We start from the raw sequence: 16,259 nt of genomic DNA, 5'->3' as shown, positions 1-16,259 counted from the left end.
CCGGCTACTGCCATTTGCGGTGATAGGCGCCCAGCGTGGTTTGGGTGCCCTCGGACATCGCGCCCAGCGTCTCCATCCAGGCGGCGTCGGCGCGGTAGGCGGCCGGATCGGCCTGACAACGATCTATCGCCTGGCGCCAGACGCGCGCCACCTGGCTGACGTAAGCCGGGCTGCGCTGGCGGCCTTCGATCTTCACCGAGGCGATGTTGGCGGCCAGCAGCGCCGGCAGCAGCTCCAGCGTATTGAGGCTGGTGGGTTCTTCCAGCGCGTGGTAGCGAACGTCGTCCACCAGATAGCGGCCCTTGCACAGCGTCGGGTAACCGGCGTTTTCATGGTCCTGGTAGCGGTCGATCAGCACGTCGTTCAGGCGCGACTCCATGCCCTGCGGGGTGTGCTGCCAGCGCACGAAGCGCGCTGGCGAACAGGCGCCGACGGTGTTCGGCGACTCGCCGGTCAGGTAGGAAGAGAGATAGCAGCGCCCCTCGGCCATGATGCACAGGCTGCCGAAGGCGAACACTTCCAGCGGCACCGGGCTGGTGCGCGCCAGCTGTTTCACCTGGTGCATCGACAGCACGCGCGGCAGCACCACCCGGCCGACCTCGAAGTTGCGTTGGTAGAAACGGATCGCTTCCTCGTTGGTGGCGGAAGCTTGCACCGAAACGTGGCGTTCCAACTGCGGGTAGCGTTGGGCGGCATATTCCAGCATCGCCAGATCCGCCAGAATCAGGGCGTCGGCGCCCAGTTGGGCCGCCATATCCACCGCGCGCTGCCAGCGGACGTAGCCGTCGGGATGGGCGAAGGTATTGATGGCGATATGCAGTTTGCGGCCGTGGCGATGCACGTAATCGACCGCTTCCTGCAGCTTTTTCTCGGTGAAGTTGAGGCCGGCGAAGTGGCGCGCGTTGGTATCGTCTTTCAGACCGATGTAAACGGCATCGGCGCCGTTATCCACCGCGGCCTTCAGGGCCGGCAGGTTGCCGGCGGGACAAAGCAGCTCCATAGATTTATCCTGGCTTAGCCGTACGCCCGGCCGGGCGCACGCTGTCTTTAAAGGTTGCCGGCGGCGGTGTTCCGCCGGCAAACGCGAATCGGGGAGGCCATTTTAGGCAAAGGGGCGCACACAGGTTTTGATTTGGGGCAGCTTATGGCGTATTGATAAACATGGCGGTGAAATGCACTATTTGTTGATATAGACCGCTGAAGCCGCGCGCCAGTGTGGCAAAATAGCGGTAGTCCGTATTGAAAGGAGTGGATGACCGTGTTGGAACAACTACGAGCACGCCTTGTGCGCCAGGGGCCGTCGCTGCTGCGCATCCCGCTGAAATTCACGCCGTTCGCCCTGCAGCGCCAGTTGCTGCAACAGGTGCTGAGCTGGCAGTTCCGCCAGGCGTTGGCGGATGGCGAGCTGGAATTTCTCGAATCGCGCTGGTTGAAGATCGAAGTTCGCGATCTGGCGCTACACTGGTTTATGACGGTAGAAAACGACAAACTGGTGGTCAGCCAGCACGCCGAAGCGGACGTCAGCTTCAGCGGCGACGCCAACGATCTGATCCTGATCGCGGCGCGCAAGCAAGATCCGGATACGCTGTTCTTTCAGCGTCGGCTGCAGATTGAAGGGGATACCGAATTGGGCCTGTATGTGAAAAATTTGATGGACGCCATCGAGCTGGAAAGCATGCCTGCGCCGCTGCGCATGGGGCTGCTGCAGTTGGCTGATTTTGTCGAAGCAGGGCTGCAGGAGGGCACGGCGTCGGTTTCCCGTGTGGCGGTATCATGCTGATCCGCGTAGAGATCCCGGTAGACGCGGCGGGCATTGACGCCTTGCTGCGCCGCGCCTTTGGCCGCGACGACGAAGCCGATCTGGTGCAGCAGCTGCGTGAAGACGGCCTGCTGACGCTGGGCGTGGTCGCCACTGACGACGAAGGCGGGGTAGTGGGTTACGCCGCGTTCAGCCCGGTAGACGTGGCCGGCGAAGACCGCCAATGGGTGGCGCTGGCGCCGCTGGCGGTTGATGAAAGCCTGCGCCGCCAGGGGCTGGCTGAAAAGCTGGTGTACGAAGGCTTGGATTCGCTGAACGAATTCAGCTACGCCGCGGTGGTGGTGCTGGGCGATCCGGCCTACTACGGCCGCTTCGGTTTCAAACCGGCCGCCGCCTATGGTCTGAATTGTCGCTGGCCGGACACGGAAAGCGCGTTCCAGGTGTATCCGCTGGCGGAAGACGCCCTGAATGGCGTCAGCGGCGAAGTGGCTTTTTCGGCGCCGTTTAATCGCTTTTAACGACCGGCAATAGATACTCCAATGACAGCGGCGGGTGATTCACCAGCCGCTCTTTTTGTATTTTGCTCAGCTGTTTGACGCGGTATTCCAGCTTCAGCGCCGTTGAGCGATCCCCCACCTGGCAGTGAAACGCCAGCGTCAGCTCCCCTTTACCACGTAGCGCCTTGGCGCCTTTGCCGGCCTGGTGTTCTGCCATGCGGCGCGCCACGTCAGTGGTGATGCCGGTGTACAGCATGCCGCTCGGTAAACGCAGCATATAGAGATACCAGTGGGGCAAGTCCATCATTGGGATCCTGTGCAAGGGTAGAGATGACATCAGGCCGCCATAGCTAAGCGCGGCATCTCTATTTTGTCACGATTTAACGATGGATTTCACCACTGGCGGAACGGTTTGTTTATTCCGTCTTGACGATAAGGGATTATTTTACACCCACGGTAAATTTGTTTTCTTCCCCTTTATGATGCTGAATTGTCCACTCGCCACTGACGCGGAATGAAGCCGCGGAAGCATAGGTGTCTTCCATAAACTGGAAATAAACGATTTTTCCGTCTTTGACCTGCGCTTTTATTGCGAAAGGAGAGGTGAACTGATGGCCTAGCGCTACTGAGGTATAGGTGAATTGACCAAATACGGCCACGATGCCTCCGTCGGCAAGAATGTCACCGATCGTGAAGTCGTTTATCTCCCAGTAAGTGCCGACATTTGAAAAGGTATCGATGTAAACCTGTCGCCCTTGAGAAGTGCCCGCCCAGGGCTCGATCTGTTTGAGCTCTTTGTTTTCAAAGTTCAGGGAAGTATAAACCGCGTTTTCATCGATAAGACGCATGGCGGCATTGGTGACGTCTTCCTTTGCCGTGTTCATCAAGAATGCATAAACCACATCTTTTGGCAGTTGAGTCTCTTCTGCTTTCACAATGAGTTTTTCATTGTTTTTCATATAAACCTCGTCACGTGACTTCCGGGGTGAATAATTGGCCGTTTATTCCGATGATGAGCCGGTGATTGGTTGTAAATCAACGATGATCATAGCACCGCCGGAAAGCAGAGCAGATGATAGAAAGTGCTTAGGCGTTCGGGAAATAAAGTCCCTGTAAAACGGCAATAATCATCCTAACTCAATATTAAATAAGGTTTTTATTCATGGCGAAGGCATTGGCGCACATGGGGTGACGAAGCGAGAACGCTGTTTTAAATGGATTTATATAAGCGGTATCAATGATGTTTTGATGCTTTTTATTTATGAATGGCGGTAGTGAACAGGAATTATGCTTGGTGGCTTGGATTTACTGATAATAAAGCCCGAGAGTAAGAAAGAGAGTGAGTCATTCCAGTCACTAGAGCGGCGTGGGCGACAGAGAGCGTCGGCTGGCCAGGGTTGCGATGAGGTGATATTGCGCCCCATCACAATCCCATCCCCGGCCGCCGGTGCCTTACCGCTTTACCCCTTTTTTCCCGCCAGCTCGAAGCGCGGCGAGACGATGCCGTACAGCGTCCAGCCGAGGAAGGTGGCGATGGCGCCCCACATCATCGCTTCCTCACCGGAGCTGTAGAGCGCATAGAAGCTGTACAGCGCGCCGATGCCGGCGATGATATTGGCGATGCGCGCCTTGTTGTCCGGCACCTTCGCCACTTTCTGAATAATGACCAATGCCGCCATCGACAGGATGTACGGGATGATGTTGGTCACCACTGCCAGGTTCACCAGCACGTTGAACTGCTTGTTCAACGATGGGCTGATGGTCATCAGCGACAAACCGCTCTGGATGACGACGATGGTCAGCATGCCTTTAACCGGCGCGTCGGCCTTGCTCAGCCTGGAGAAGATTTTCGGGAAGAAGCCGCTGTCGGCGGAGGATTTGAACACCTGAGCGATGGTGAACTGCCAGCCGAGCAGCGAGCCGACGCAGGACATGACCATCAACGCCATGATGATCTTGCCGACCGTCGGGTTGAACATGTGGGAGAACGCCAGCCCGAACGGGGCGGTGGAGTTGGCCAGATCCATGTTCGGCACGATGCCGGCGATCACGTTGGTCGAAATGATATAGATCACCGCCGCGCTGAGGGTGCCGCCCAGTACGGCGATCGGCACGTTGCGCTCCGGGTTTTCCACCACGTCGGTGTTGGCGCAGGCGGATTCCAGCCCCAGGAACGCCCACAGGGTCATTGAGATGGAGGCGCCGATGGCTTCGAAGGTCGGCACCTGATGCGGGTTCCAGGCGGCGACGTAGGCGCTGCCGCTGAACCAGTACCAGCCGATGACCGAGATGCCCACCACCGGAATGATCACGCCCCAGACGGTGATGCCGCTGATTTTGCCGGTGATGCGCGCGCCGCCGAAGTTAGCGACGGTCGCCAGCCACAGCACGCCGATGGTGGCGATACAGATACCGAGCGGGCTGAGCGTGGTGTCGAACAACTCGGTGCCGTAGCCGACGGCGGAAATGGCGATGGCGATATTGGCGATCAGCAGCGAAACGCCGTAGGTATAGTTCGCCATGAAGTTGCCTGATTTACCGAAGGCGTATTCGGCGTAGCCGCCCATGCCGCCGGATTTACGGCTGAACATGCCGCATTTGGCGAAGGCGTAGGCCAGCGCCATCGAGCCGACGGCGGTCACCAGCCAGGAAACGATCGAAATCGTGCCTACTTCGGCCAGCTTGGTCGGCAGCATAATTATGCCGGAACCCATCATATTCACGGCGGTCAGGATCGTTAATTGTACGACCCCCATTTTATTATTGGACTTACTCATGATCATTTTCTCTTTTAGGATGCGATCCGGGCGGCGAGAATAATCGCCGCCCCGTAAGGTGATTAATTTTTCATGACGTAGCCGTAAGCGCGGTTCCAGCCGTCCTCATCCTGTTGGATATAAACGCCCTGCAATTCCGGCGCGAACCCCGGCAATAAATTGATGCCTTCCTCCAGTGCCAAGAAATAACGCTGCGCGGCGCCGCCCCAAATTTCACCGGGAACCACGCACAGCACGCCAGGCGGGTAAGGCAGGGCGCCTTCGGCGGCGATGCGGCCCTCGGCCTTGGCCAGCGACACCAATTCCACATTGCCGCGCACGAACTCGGTATTGGCGTCCTGCGGATTCATCACCACGCGCGGGAAATAACTTTTGCGGAACATCTCTTTTTGCAGTTCTTTAACGTCATAGCTGACGTAAAGATCGTGCATTTCCTGGCACAACTGGCGGATGGTGTAGTTTTTGTAGCGCTGCTGGTGGTTTTTATAGACCGCAGGCAGCACCTCGCTGAGCAGGGAGTTTTGCTCGATGTGCTTCTCGAAGCGGGCGATCAGGGCCACCAGGTGCTGCATCTTGGCGATGTCTTCCGCCGGCGTCAGCAGGAACAGGATCGAGTTGAGATCGCATTTTTCCGGCACGATGCCGTTTTCGCGCAGGTAGTTGGCCAGAATGGTCGCCGGGATGCCGAACTCGCTGTAGCTGCCGGTGGCGGTATCGATGCCCGGCGTGGTGAGCAGCAGCTTGCATGGATCGACGAAGTACTGCGACTCGGCATAGCCCTCAAAGGCGTGCCACTTCTCGCCGGGCACGAAGTTGAAGAAGCGCAGATCGTTGGCCATCGCCGCGGTGTCATAGGCCTGCCACGGCTTGCCGTCGATCTGATCCGGCACGAACGGTTTGATCATCGTGCAGGTATCCAGCAGCATTTTGCGCGCTTCGATGCCCACGCGCACGCACTCTTGCCACAGGCGCTGGCCGCTCTTGCCCTCGTGCATCTTGGCGTTGACGTCCAGCGCGGCGAACAGCGGATAGAACGGGCTGGTGGAGGCGTGCAGCATAAAGGCGTTGTTGAAGCGCTTGTGGTTGCAGTAGCGGCTCTGCCCCTTGATATGCTTGTCTTTTTTATGGATCTGCGAGGTTTGCGAGAAGCCGGCCTGCTGTTTGTGCACCGACTGGGTGACGATGATGCCGGGATCGTTTTCGTTCAGCTCCAGCAGCAGCGGCGAGCAGTCTTTCATCATCGGAATGAACTGCTCATAGCCCACCCAGGCGGAGTCGAACAGGATGTAATCGCACAGGTGGCCAATCTTGTCGACCACCTGGCGGGCGTTGTAGATGGTGCCGTCGTAGGTGCCGAGCTGGATGATCGCCAGGCGGAACGGGCGGGCTTCGTTGGCGCGTTCCGGCGCCACTTCGCGGATCTGTTGGCGCAGGTAGCGTTCGTCGAAGCAGTGCGCGTCGATGCCGCCGATAAAGCCGAACGGGTTGCGCGCGGTTTCCAGATAAACCGGCGTGGCGCCGGCCTGGATCAACGCGCCGTGGTGGTTGGATTTATGGTTGTTGCGGTCGAACAGCACCAGATCGCCGCGCGTCAGCAGAGCATTGGTCGCCACCTTGTTCGAGGCCGAGGTGCCGTTGAGCACGAAGTAGGTCTTGTCGGCGTTGAACACCTTGGCGGCGTGCTGCTGCGCGGCGCAAGGCGCGCCTTCGTGGATCAACAGGTCGCCCAGTTTGACGTCGGCGTTGCACATGTCGGAGCGGAAAATCGTTTCGCCGTAGAAGTCGAAGAACTGGCGGCCCGCCGGGTGTTTGCGGAAGAACTCGCCGCCCTGGTGGCCGGGGCAGGCGAAAGTGGCGTTGCCCATTTCTACGTATTGCGTCAGCGTGTTGAAGAACGGCGGCAGCAGTTCGCTCTCATATTTGGCGGCGGCGGCCTCCAGCTGTTTGCCGTAGAACTGGGTATTCTTGCCGCACAGTTCAAACACACCGTGCAGCGCCGGCAAGACGGCGTTATCCAGCTCTTCTTCGCAGCAGACGGCGACGAACAGCGGAATGTTCAGGCCGTGTTCTTCGATGCGCGCCACCATGCCTTGCGCGACGTCCTCCACCGACAGCACGATGGCGGCGACGTCATTGAAATCGCTGTGATGCACATCGACGATGTCGCGTTCAGTTTCAAAGCAGCCGAGGGTTTGGGTGTTGGCGGCAATTTTTAATTTTTTCATTTTTCTCATTCTTTAGGCAAAGGCATTCCGCCGGCAAATAATTTCATTTGCCGCTAACGCCTTCACGAAAATAAAGGTGTACGAGAACCCAGTGATGCCAAAAGGCATTAACTGTGTTCTTTGTTTTATTTTTCTTGGAGGCTCTTTGACGGTATTAAAAATGTATTGCGCGCCCTTCCCGGTTTGCGGGGAAAAGACATTATCACCGGAGTGCGGAGAATAAAGTGAAATGCAAAGACACTCTTAACAACGGCGTAAGAGCGAGGGGGTGAGGGTTATCTGTAGTTGAAGAATGCGAAACTAAAGCAGCTGCGATGAGCCATCATCATAATATGGGTTGTGCGCCTGATGTGCGCCATTTTTCGGTTATTGTTTTCCATTTTCTAATCCACCTTGCTGAGTGAAAAGATGGCGCTATTTTAACGCAAGGCGGGCTAAAAATCGTGATTAAAGTCACATAAATGCCGGTTTTGATAAATAACTATTCATAAGTTATGCAGTGAATTGCATAAATCGTGTTCAGGGAGTCAACTGGGTATGTAAATAAATTGCTAATCGGTGCCGGACGTGTGCGCTAAATTTGCGTGTCGTCAGGATGAGAACAATAAAATCGCTCGATTAACCGGTTGCATAACGATCAAATAAATCCGTCTTGTATTTTTTATGTTATAAATCCGCTTTGGGCTTAAGTTAATAAAAATTCATTTATTGTGTTTTTATATTCAATTTTGTTTTTTGATGATTATCGTTATTTGTGACTCGCTTCAACAACGCAGGGTAAGATGAAGTGAGTGAACAGGGAGGCGAGTAACCTTGAATACCCCAGAACAACGGCAGCAGATTGCGGATTTCATCGGCAAGCAACACGTCTTGACGCTGTGCGCCGGCGACGGTCTCGACATGTGGTGCGCCAACTGTTTTTACGTGTTCGACGCCGCGACGATGGCGCTGTGGCTGATGACCGAACCGCACACCCGCCACGGCGGGCTGATGCTGAACAACGGCCGGGTGGTCGGCACCATCGCGCCGAAACCGAAAAGCATCGCGCTGATCCGCGGCGTGCAGTATCGCGCCGAGGCGGTGCTGCTGAGCGGCGAAGAGGCCGAGGCGGCGCGCGCGCGTTACTGCAAGCGCTTCCCGATCGCCAGGGCGATGAAGGCCTCGGTATGGCGGTTGGATCTGCACGAGGTGAAGATGACCGACAACACCCTGGGCTTCGGCAAGAAGCTGCATTGGGCGCGGTCTATACTTTAAATCGACGTATTGATTACAACGGGAGATCGCATGGCGCGAGCACTGTTAGTCGGCGCAACCGGGCTGGTGGGGCGCGAGTTGCTGCAGCTGTTGCAAAGCGATCCGCAGATAACGGCCATCGTGGCGCCGACGCGCACGCCGCTGCCGCCGCACGGCAAGCTGAGCAATCCGGTCGGTGATGCGCTGTTCGAACTGCTGAGCGGCCTGCAGCAGCCGGTCGATCTGGTGTTCTGCTGCCTGGGCACCACCCGCCAGGCGGCGGGCAGCGCCGATGCCTTCCGCTACGTCGATTACCAACTGGTGGTGGAGAGCGCGCTGACTGGCCGCCGGTTGGGGGCACAGCACTGTCTGGTGGTGAGCGCGTTGGGTGCCAATGCGGATTCCACCTTCTTATATAACCGCACCAAAGGCGAGATGGAGCAGGCGCTGCGCGAACAGCGCTGGCCGCGCCTGACGCTGGTGCGGCCTTCCATGCTGGTGGGGGATCGCCCTGCGCCGCGCCTGATGGAGCGCCTTACGCTGCCGTTGTTCAGGCTGCTGCCCGGCAAATGGCGCGCGGTCGCCGCCAAAGACGTGGCGCAAACGCTGCTGCAGCAGGCGTTCACGCCGGGTGAAGGGGTCAGGCTGCTGGAGTCGGATCGGCTGCACTGCTACCGAGGCTGACGCTGAGGTGATCGAACGCCAGCTCCAGCCCGGTGGGCAGTTCGTGGTCCAGTAGCCACCGATCGAGATAATGGCTGATGTGCGTCAGCAGCGTGCGTTTGGGCTGCAGCAACCGCTGCGTCTCCTGCGCGCGGGTCAGATCGTTGTGGTTGCGCGGCGCCTGCGGCTGAGGCGGCAGGCTGCAGTCGAGCACCAGCAGATCCAGCGCCACGTTCTGCAGATAGTCGGCGGTGGCCGGCGGCAGGCCGACGGTGTCGGTCAGGTAGGCCAGCGCAGCGCCCCCCGCCTGGATCAGATAGCCGTGGGTCAGTTTGGAGTGTTGCAGCGGCAGCGGGGTGATGCGCATGCCGCCCAGTTCGACGGTGGTGAAGGGCGCCAGCGGCGGCTGAAACGCCAGAATGCCGGGGTGTTTGAACAGATCGTCGCAGCCCTGTTCATCCGGCGGGCCATATACCGGAATGGAATTTCCGCACCCCCAACGCAAAGGAAATAACCCCTGAACGTGATCCATGTGGTAATGTGTCAGTAAAAAACGTTGAATTTGCCCCGCCGAAAATCGCCGCTCCAAAGCCGGTAATCCCGCATCCAATAAGGTCGTTTCCCCCTGATAGTTGAGCATGGCGCTGCACGCTCGCCGCCGAAATGCCGGCTCGCGCCGCGCCCGTTGGCAGATAGGGCAGTCGCAGCCGAACACCGGCACCTGCTGCGCGCCGCCGGTGCCGAGAAAGGTCAGTTGCATCGCTCCCCTCCGTTAAAGGTACTTCTGCGCAAAGCGGTTGATGTCGCGAAAATCCGCCAGCCGCGCCTGCAGCGTGGCGTGATCCCAGTGCCACCACTGGCTGCGTTCGATGCGTTCTATCAGCGCGTCGTCAAAGCGCATGCCGATCTTTTTGGCCGCCACGCCGGCGACGATGCTGTAGGGCTCCACGTCCTTGGTGACCACCGCCGCGCTGCCGATCACCGCGCCGTTGCCGACGCTGACGCCCGGCATCAGGATGGCGTTATGGCCGATCCACACGTCGTGGCCGACGGTGACGTGGTGCTCGCGCCGCCAGTCGAAGAACGCTGCGTCGTCTTCCCCCAGCCCGTATTCGGAAGCGCGGTAGGTGAAGTGGTGCTGCGCGACGCGCTGGTAGGTCGGGTGGTTGCCGGGATTGATGCGCGCATAGGAGGCGATGGAGACGAACTTGCCGATAGTGGCGTAAAAGATCTGGTTGTGCCCGGCGGTGTAGGAGTAGTCCCCCATCTCTACCTCTTCCAGGATCGCATCGTCGGCCAGATGCACATACTGGCCGAGCCGGGTGCGGTTAAGGGTCACGTTGTCGCCGATTTTCGGCTGGGCGAAGTCGTTCATGGCGTCGCGTCCTGAGTTTGTCGGGTAGAGGTCGGCAGCAGCGCCAGCAGCGCCGCCAGGGTGTCGTCGAGTGGGCCGTCGTTGTGCAGCACCCGGCAGCCGGCGGGCAGGCTCTGCTGATATTCCGCCGCCCGCGCCAGCCGCTGCTCGATCTGTTCGGCGCTTTCCCGCCCGCGATCCTGCAGGCGCTGGCGCAGGATCGCGGCGCTGACCTGCAGGCACACCGGCAGCAGCTGCGCCCCGTAGCGCTGCTGCGCCTGCGGCAGGTGGGCGCGCGAACCGTTGACCGCCACGTCGATCCCCTGCAGCAGCCAAAGATCCACTTCGATCCCGAACGCGTAGCGCTGCTGGTGGGCCTGCCAGTCGAGCGCGAACAGCCCCTTGGCGCGGCGGCGCAGAAATTCGGGTTCGCTCAGCGCGATGTGATTCTCGCAGCCGGCGTCCGCCGGCCGGGTGATGTAGCGGTGCGCCACCAGCGGCGCGCGGTCGGCGTCGGCCCGCAGTGCGGCCAGCAGGCTGTCCTTGCCTGCGCCGGAAGGCCCCATCAGATAGATGAGCCGCGCCATCAGAACACCTGCCTGCCCTGACGCCACACGTTCTGCACATAAACGTGCTCGCCGTGCGGCCGTGCCAGCACCAGATCCGCCCGTAATCCTTCGGCGATGGTGCCACGATCCTGCAGATCCAGCGCCCGCGCCGGGTTGCGGGTGATCATACGCACCGCCTGGGGCAGATCGTAGGCGTTGCGCTCGTCCGCTGCGAGGCGAAACGCCGCGTCCAGCAGGCTGGCCGGGTAATAATCGGAAGAGAGAATATCCAGCACCCCCAGCGCCGCCAGGTGGTGCGCCGCCACGTTGCCGGAGTGGGAGCCGCCGCGCACGATGTTCGGCGCGCCCATCAGCACCTGCAGGCCCTGCTGGTGCGAGGCGCGGGCGGCCGCCTCGGTGGTGGGGAACTCGGCGATGGCGCTGCCCAGCGCGCAGGATTCGGCCACGTGCGCGGCGGTGGCGTCGTCATGGCTGGCCAGCGAGATGCGGCGCGCGCGGCAGTGGGCGGCGATCGCCTCGCGGTTCGGCGCGGCCCAGCGGGCGGACAGGGCGACCTGCTGCGCCTCGTACTCGCTCATCTGCTGGTCGTTGAGGTGGTATTTGCCCTGATAATATTCGCGATACTTTTCGCGCGAGGCGAACTGGCGCTGGCCCGGCGAATGGTCCATCAGCGACACCAGCGACACGCCCGGCTTGTCCATCAGCTGTTCGAACAGCGGCAGGGTGCTCTCGTGCGGCAGCTCGCAGCGCAGGTGCAGCCGGTGCTCGGCGCGGTTCACCCCGGCGCGTTGGCTGTGGATCACCGCGTCGATCATCTTTTGCAGGTTTTCCAGCCGGTGGCCGCCGTCGCGCACGTCGCCTATCGCCACCGCGTCCAGCACCGTGGTGATGCCGTTGGCCACCATCAGCGCATCGTGGCTGCTCATCGCCGAATGGGCCGGCCAGTCGACGTTCGGGCGCGGGGTAAAGAACTTGTCCAGGTTGTCGGTGTGCAGCTCGATCAGCCCCGGCAGCAGCCAGCCGCCGTCGCCGTCCAGCGCCTGCGGCAGCCGGCTCGGGCCGTCGGCGAAGCTGCGGATCACGCCGTCCTGCATCTCCAGCGAGCCTTGCACCACCTGGTCATCCAGCACCAGCTTAACGTTATTGACGATCATCAGAGGGCCTCCAGCGCCTGTGGCGCCTGCATGTCATAAAGCCGGTCGGCGACCTGTTGGCGGACGCCTTCATCATGGAAAATGCCGACGATCGCCGCGCCGCGCGCCTTGGCGCGTTCGATAAGCTGCACCACCGCCGCGCTGTTGCGGCTGTCGAGCGAGGCGGTCGGTTCGTCCAGCAACAGGATCGGGTAATCGACGATAAAGCCGCGCGCGATGTTCACCCGCTGCTGCTCGCCGCCGGAGAAGGTGGACGGCGCCAGCGGCCACAGACGCTGCGGCACGTTGAGCGCGGCGAGCAGCGCTTCGGCGCGTTCGCGGCACTCGGCGCGCTCGACGCCCTGTTCCAGCAGCGGCTGCATCACCACCTCCAGCGCGCTGATGCGCGGGATCACCCGCAGGAACTGGCTGACCCAGCCCAGCGTATGGCGGCGCACCGCCAGAATTTGGCGCGCGTCGGCGCTGACCATGTCCAGCCAGTCGCCCTGGTGGTTGATCCAGATATGGCCGCTGTCCGGCAGGTAGTTGGCGTACAGTGAGCGCAGCAGGGTGGATTTTCCGCTGCCGGAGTGGCCGTGCAGCACCACGCATTCGCCGCCGTGGACCGTCAGGTTGGCGTCGTGCAGCACCGGCAGGCGGGTGCCGTACTGCTGATGCAGCACAAAGGTTTTACTGAGATGTTCAACTCGGATTTGCATAGTCATCTGTTATCGCCTTGGGTTACGACAGCACCGAAGAAACCAGCAGCTGGGTGTAAGGATGGTGCGGATCGTCGAGCACCCGATCGGTCAGGCCGCTCTCCACCACTTCGCCCTGTTTCATCACCAGCAGGCGGTGGGCCAGCAGCCGCGCCACGCCGAGATCGTGGGTGACGATCACCGCCGCCAGCTGCATCTCCACCACCAGGTTGCGCAGCAGATCGAGCAGGCGCGCCTGCACCGACACGTCCAGCCCGCCGGTCGGCTCATCCATAAACACCAGCTTGGGGTGGGTGACCAGGTTGCGGGCGATCTGCAGCCGCTGCTGCATGCCGCCGGAGAAGGTGGTCGGCAGATCGTCGAGGCGCGACAGCGGGATTTCGACGTCTTCCAGCCACTGGCCGGCCTGGCGGCGAATGTCGCCATAGTGGCGCTGGCCGATGGCCATCAGCCGCTCGCCTATGTTGCCGCCGGCGGAGACCTGCGGCCGCAGCCCGTCGAGCGGGTGCTGGTGCACCACGCCCCAGTCGGTGCGCAGCAGGCGGCGGCGATCGCTCTCCGCCATGGCGTACAGATCGTGTTCCTGGTCCGCCTGCGGGCGGTAAAGGATCTGCCCGCGCTGCGGCGCCAGCCGCGCGGAGATCGACTTCAGCAGCGTGGTTTTGCCGGAGCCGGATTCGCCGACGATGCCCAGCACTTCACCGGGGTAGATGTCGAACGACACGTCGCTGAAGCCCTTGCCGGGGGCGTACAGGTGGGTGAGCCGCTTCACCGACAGCAGCGGGGTGGTGCTCAATGGGGTGGAAGTCATCAGTGCTGCGCCTCTTGCGAAGATTGCGCCAGCTGCTGCCGGCAGTAGTCGGTGTCCGAACAGACGAACATGCGGTTGCCCCGATCGTCGAGCACCACCTCGTCCAGATAGCTGTGGCGCGAGCCGCACAGCGCGCAGGGTTCGTCCCACTGCTGCACGCTGAACGGATGGTCGTCGAAGTCCAGGCTCTCCACCTTGGTGAACGGCGGCAGGGCGTAGATGCGTTTCTCGCGCCCGGCGCCGAACAGCTGCAGCGCCGGCATCATGTGCATTTTCGGGTTGTCGAATTTCGGGATTGGCGACGGATCCATCACGTAGCGATCGTTGACCTTCACCGGGTAGGCGTAGGTGGTGGCGATATGGCCGTAGCGCGCGATGTCTTCATACAGCTTCACCTGCATCACGCCGTACTCCTCCAGCGCGTGCATCTTGCGGGTCTCGGTTTCGCGCGGTTCGATAAAGCGCAGCGGCTCCGGGATTGGCACCTGATAGATCAGGATCTGGTCTTCGCGCAACGCCGTTTCCGGAATGCGGTGACGGGTCTGGATTAGGGTGGCCTCCGGCGTGCGCTCGGTGGTGGCCACCCCGGCGACGCGCTGGAAGAAGCGGCGGATCGACACCGCGTTGGTGGTGTCGTCGGCGCCCTGGTCGATCACCTTCAGCACGTCGGCGCGGCCGATGACGCTGGCGGTGAGCTGAATGCCGCCGGTGCCCCAGCCATAGGGCATCGGCATCTCGCGGCCGCCGAACGGCACCTGATAGCCGGGGATCGCCACCGCCTTGAGGATGGCGCGGCGGATCATGCGCTTGGTCTGCTCGTCCAGATAGCCGAGGTTATAGCCGGTCAATACTTCACTCATCGCGGGCCTCCTGACGCTCGCTGTATTCCTGCCGCAGCCGCTTGAGCAGTTCCAGTTCAGCCTGGAAGTCGACGTAGTGCGGTAGCTTGAGATGGGAGACGAAGCCGGCGGCCTCGACGTTGTCGGCGTGGGCCAGCACGAACTCTTCGTCCTGCGCCGGGCCGGCGACGCCTTCGCCGTAGTCGGGGCTCTGCAATGCGCGATCCACCAACGCCATCGCCATCGCCTTGCGTTCGGCGCGGCCGAACACCAGCCCGTAACCGCGGGTGAAGTGCGGCGGATGGTCCTTGGGATCGACGAAGCCGTTGACCATTTCGCACTCGGTCAGCAAGATTTCGCCGATATCGATGGCGAAACCCAGCTCTTCAGGCACGATCTCCACCGAAATGTGGCCGGTGCGGATCTCGCCGGCGAACGGGTGGTTGCGGCCGTAGCCGCGCTGAGTGGCGTAGCCGAGCGCCAGCAGAAAACCTTCGTCGCCGCGCACCAGCTGCTGCAGGCGCGCCGAGCGCGAGCAGGGGTAAACCGGCGGATTGCGGGTGATGTCGTCCGGCGCGCTGCCGTCGTCCTGTTCCTCCCGCGCCAGCTGCTGGCGACACAGCAGATCGAACACGTGGCTGCAGTTGTCCGGCAGCGGTTCGTCGGCCTGCGGCGCGCGCGGCGCCTCGCCTTCCGCCAGCAGCGCGAAGTCCAGCAGCCGGTGAGTGTAGTCGTAGGTCGGCCCCAGCACCTGCCCGCCGGGCAAGTCCTTGTAAACCGCCGAGATGCGCCGCTCCAGCCGCATGTTTTCGCTGGCCAGCGGCTCGCTGACCGCCAGGCGCGGCAGGGTGGTGCGATAGGCGCGCAGCAGGAAGATCGCCTCCACCAGATCGCCGCTGGCCTGTTTGATGGCCAGCGCCGCCAGCTCGCGATCGTAGATGCCGCCTTCGGTCATCACCCGATCCACCGCCAGCCCCAGCTGCTGTTCGATTTGTTCCGCGCCGATCGCCGGTAGCGCCTCGTCGCCGCGCCGCAGCTGTTCCTGCAGCTGATGGGCGGCCTCAATGGCTTTTTCGCCCCCTTTTACCGCTACGTACATCAGCACACCTCCACGCGGGTGGTCCGCGGGATCGCCAGCAGGCGATCGCCGCAGGTCAGCAAGATATCCAGCCCCAGCGGGAAGCGCTGCGGACGGTTGACGAGATAATCCAGCAGCGCCGGCGGCAGGCGCGGCGCTATCAGGCGTTGCTTCTCGATGCCGGGGCCGGTCAGGCGCAGCGCTGCGCCGTTCTCCAGCTCGGCGAGCTGCACGATGACCGTGGCGCTGAACTCCGGCGAAATTTCAGTGCCGTGCGGCAACGCCTGCAGATCGGCGGCCTGCACGTGCTCATCGAACAGGGCAAAACAGACCTCCTGCTCCGTGGCGGCCAGCGGCGCGCCGCTGTGAAAACGAATGTTGGTTAGCACTTGCTTACTATTTAGCGCTGGGCACAGCAGCAGCGGCGTTTCCTGATCGGCCAGCGTCAGCAGCGCGGCGGTGCTGGCGGCGTTCAGCGGCGCCCAGGCTGGGCCGTTCGGCAGCGTCACCCGGTGGCCCGGTTCGCTTAAGGCTTTAAGAATCAAACGGAAAGCGTGCTGCGATTGGTCTATCGGTTGTTCAAAACCGGTCAATAAACTCAT

At 61.4% G+C, this 16,259-nt stretch carries 19 protein-coding genes; 4 read left to right on the top strand and 15 right to left on the bottom strand.

Translation table 11 applies throughout. The features are described 5' to 3' along the window. Positions 1–4: 4 nt before the first annotated feature. Entirely contained in the window at positions 5–1,000 is a 996-nt protein-coding gene (gene ubiU / locus ACMGGK_RS21245; protein ID WP_239442040.1) for a ubiquinone anaerobic biosynthesis protein UbiU, read from the bottom strand. Positions 1,001–1,258: 258 nt separating this feature from the next. Here ubiU and ubiT point away from each other — a divergent pair, with 258 nt between their 5' ends. Both ubiT and ACMGGK_RS21235 read left to right on the top strand, forming a co-directional pair. Beyond that, positions 1,259–1,780, top strand: coding sequence for a ubiquinone anaerobic biosynthesis accessory factor UbiT (ubiT, locus tag ACMGGK_RS21240; RefSeq protein WP_028127577.1), 522 nt, complete (start codon positions 1,259–1,261; stop codon positions 1,778–1,780). Continuing rightward, a complete protein-coding gene (locus ACMGGK_RS21235; RefSeq protein ID WP_033648656.1) occupies positions 1,774–2,277 on the top strand; it encodes a GNAT family N-acetyltransferase in 504 nt (167 codons plus the stop codon). Before ubiT ends, ACMGGK_RS21235 begins: the two co-directional genes overlap by 7 nt. Here the strand turns inward: ACMGGK_RS21235 and ACMGGK_RS21230 are convergent. The 5 genes from ACMGGK_RS21230 to speFL all read right to left on the bottom strand — a co-directional run bounded on the left by ACMGGK_RS21230 (position 2,264) and on the right by speFL (position 7,638). After that, the gene (locus tag ACMGGK_RS21230; RefSeq protein ID WP_176063905.1) at positions 2,264–2,560 is read right to left on the bottom strand and encodes a GIY-YIG nuclease family protein; all 297 of its coding nucleotides are present in this window, start codon (positions 2,558–2,560) and stop codon (positions 2,264–2,266) included. The two genes, ACMGGK_RS21235 and ACMGGK_RS21230, sit on opposite strands and share 14 nt — an antisense overlap. A gap of 136 nt (positions 2,561–2,696) precedes the next feature. Then, positions 2,697–3,215 (bottom strand): nuclear transport factor 2 family protein, encoded by a 519-nt coding sequence (locus ACMGGK_RS21225; protein WP_049300830.1) that lies wholly within the window; start codon positions 3,213–3,215, stop codon positions 2,697–2,699. A gap of 501 nt (positions 3,216–3,716) precedes the next feature. After that, positions 3,717–5,033 carry a putrescine-ornithine antiporter gene (potE, locus tag ACMGGK_RS21220; protein ID WP_049300863.1) on the bottom strand — a complete coding sequence of 439 codons (1,317 nt, stop codon included), beginning with the start codon at positions 5,031–5,033 and terminating at the stop codon, positions 3,717–3,719. A 62-nt stretch (positions 5,034–5,095) separates the two neighbouring features. Continuing rightward, positions 5,096–7,258, bottom strand: coding sequence for an ornithine decarboxylase SpeF (speF, locus tag ACMGGK_RS21215; RefSeq protein ID WP_082997135.1), 2,163 nt, complete (start codon positions 7,256–7,258; stop codon positions 5,096–5,098). Between the two features lie 275 nt (positions 7,259–7,533). Beyond that, entirely contained in the window at positions 7,534–7,638 is a 105-nt protein-coding gene (speFL, locus tag ACMGGK_RS21210; protein ID WP_004933443.1) for a leader peptide SpeFL, read from the bottom strand. Between the two features lie 433 nt (positions 7,639–8,071). Here speFL and ACMGGK_RS21205 point away from each other — a divergent pair, with 433 nt between their 5' ends. Further along, entirely contained in the window at positions 8,072–8,512 is a 441-nt protein-coding gene (locus ACMGGK_RS21205; protein WP_015376428.1) for a YhbP family protein, read from the top strand. Positions 8,513–8,542: 30 nt separating this feature from the next. Then, positions 8,543–9,175 (top strand): NAD(P)H-binding protein, encoded by a 633-nt coding sequence (locus tag ACMGGK_RS21200; RefSeq protein WP_420277185.1) that lies wholly within the window; start codon positions 8,543–8,545, stop codon positions 9,173–9,175. Here ACMGGK_RS21200 and phnP read toward each other — a convergent pair. Genes phnP through phnH form a run of 9 tightly spaced genes read right to left on the bottom strand, consistent with a single transcriptional unit; the run spans position 9,132 to position 16,259 of the window. Beyond that, positions 9,132–9,914 carry a phosphonate metabolism protein PhnP gene (gene phnP / locus ACMGGK_RS21195; RefSeq protein ID WP_420277184.1) on the bottom strand — a complete coding sequence of 261 codons (783 nt, stop codon included), beginning with the start codon at positions 9,912–9,914 and terminating at the stop codon, positions 9,132–9,134. The genes ACMGGK_RS21200 and phnP overlap by 44 nt on opposite strands. 12 nt (positions 9,915–9,926) lie before the next feature. Then, positions 9,927–10,529 (bottom strand): DapH/DapD/GlmU-related protein, encoded by a 603-nt coding sequence (locus ACMGGK_RS21190; protein ID WP_049243056.1) that lies wholly within the window; start codon positions 10,527–10,529, stop codon positions 9,927–9,929. Beyond that, positions 10,526–11,095: a ribose 1,5-bisphosphokinase gene (phnN, locus tag ACMGGK_RS21185; RefSeq protein WP_021504235.1), complete on the bottom strand. Its 570-nt coding sequence runs from the start codon at positions 11,093–11,095 to the stop codon at positions 10,526–10,528. Before phnN ends, ACMGGK_RS21190 begins: the two co-directional genes overlap by 4 nt. Further along, positions 11,095–12,231, bottom strand: a complete 1,137-nt coding sequence (phnM, locus tag ACMGGK_RS21180; protein WP_108680096.1) for an alpha-D-ribose 1-methylphosphonate 5-triphosphate diphosphatase — start codon at positions 12,229–12,231, stop codon at positions 11,095–11,097. Before phnM ends, phnN begins: the two co-directional genes overlap by 1 nt. Then, positions 12,231–12,935, bottom strand: coding sequence for a phosphonate C-P lyase system protein PhnL (phnL, locus tag ACMGGK_RS21175; protein ID WP_047729228.1), 705 nt, complete (start codon positions 12,933–12,935; stop codon positions 12,231–12,233). The genes phnM and phnL overlap by 1 nt, the downstream gene beginning before the upstream one ends. Before the next feature lie 16 nt (positions 12,936–12,951). After that, positions 12,952–13,740, bottom strand: coding sequence for a phosphonate C-P lyase system protein PhnK (phnK, locus tag ACMGGK_RS21170; protein WP_079450005.1), 789 nt, complete (start codon positions 13,738–13,740; stop codon positions 12,952–12,954). Continuing rightward, positions 13,740–14,600 (bottom strand): alpha-D-ribose 1-methylphosphonate 5-phosphate C-P-lyase PhnJ, encoded by an 861-nt coding sequence (locus tag ACMGGK_RS21165; RefSeq protein ID WP_016929301.1) that lies wholly within the window; start codon positions 14,598–14,600, stop codon positions 13,740–13,742. Before ACMGGK_RS21165 ends, phnK begins: the two co-directional genes overlap by 1 nt. After that, positions 14,593–15,678 carry a carbon-phosphorus lyase complex subunit PhnI gene (locus ACMGGK_RS21160; protein WP_074055387.1) on the bottom strand — a complete coding sequence of 362 codons (1,086 nt, stop codon included), beginning with the start codon at positions 15,676–15,678 and terminating at the stop codon, positions 14,593–14,595. Before ACMGGK_RS21160 ends, ACMGGK_RS21165 begins: the two co-directional genes overlap by 8 nt. Then, positions 15,678–16,259, bottom strand: a complete 582-nt coding sequence (gene phnH / locus ACMGGK_RS21155; RefSeq protein WP_420277183.1) for a phosphonate C-P lyase system protein PhnH — start codon at positions 16,257–16,259, stop codon at positions 15,678–15,680. The genes ACMGGK_RS21160 and phnH overlap by 1 nt, the downstream gene beginning before the upstream one ends.

The organism is Serratia sp. BNK-33-b (genome assembly GCF_048684565.1).
GTDB classification, from domain to species: Bacteria; Pseudomonadota; Gammaproteobacteria; order Enterobacterales; family Enterobacteriaceae; genus Serratia; species Serratia marcescens.
This window is presented reverse-complemented; position numbering and strand designations above follow the sequence as displayed.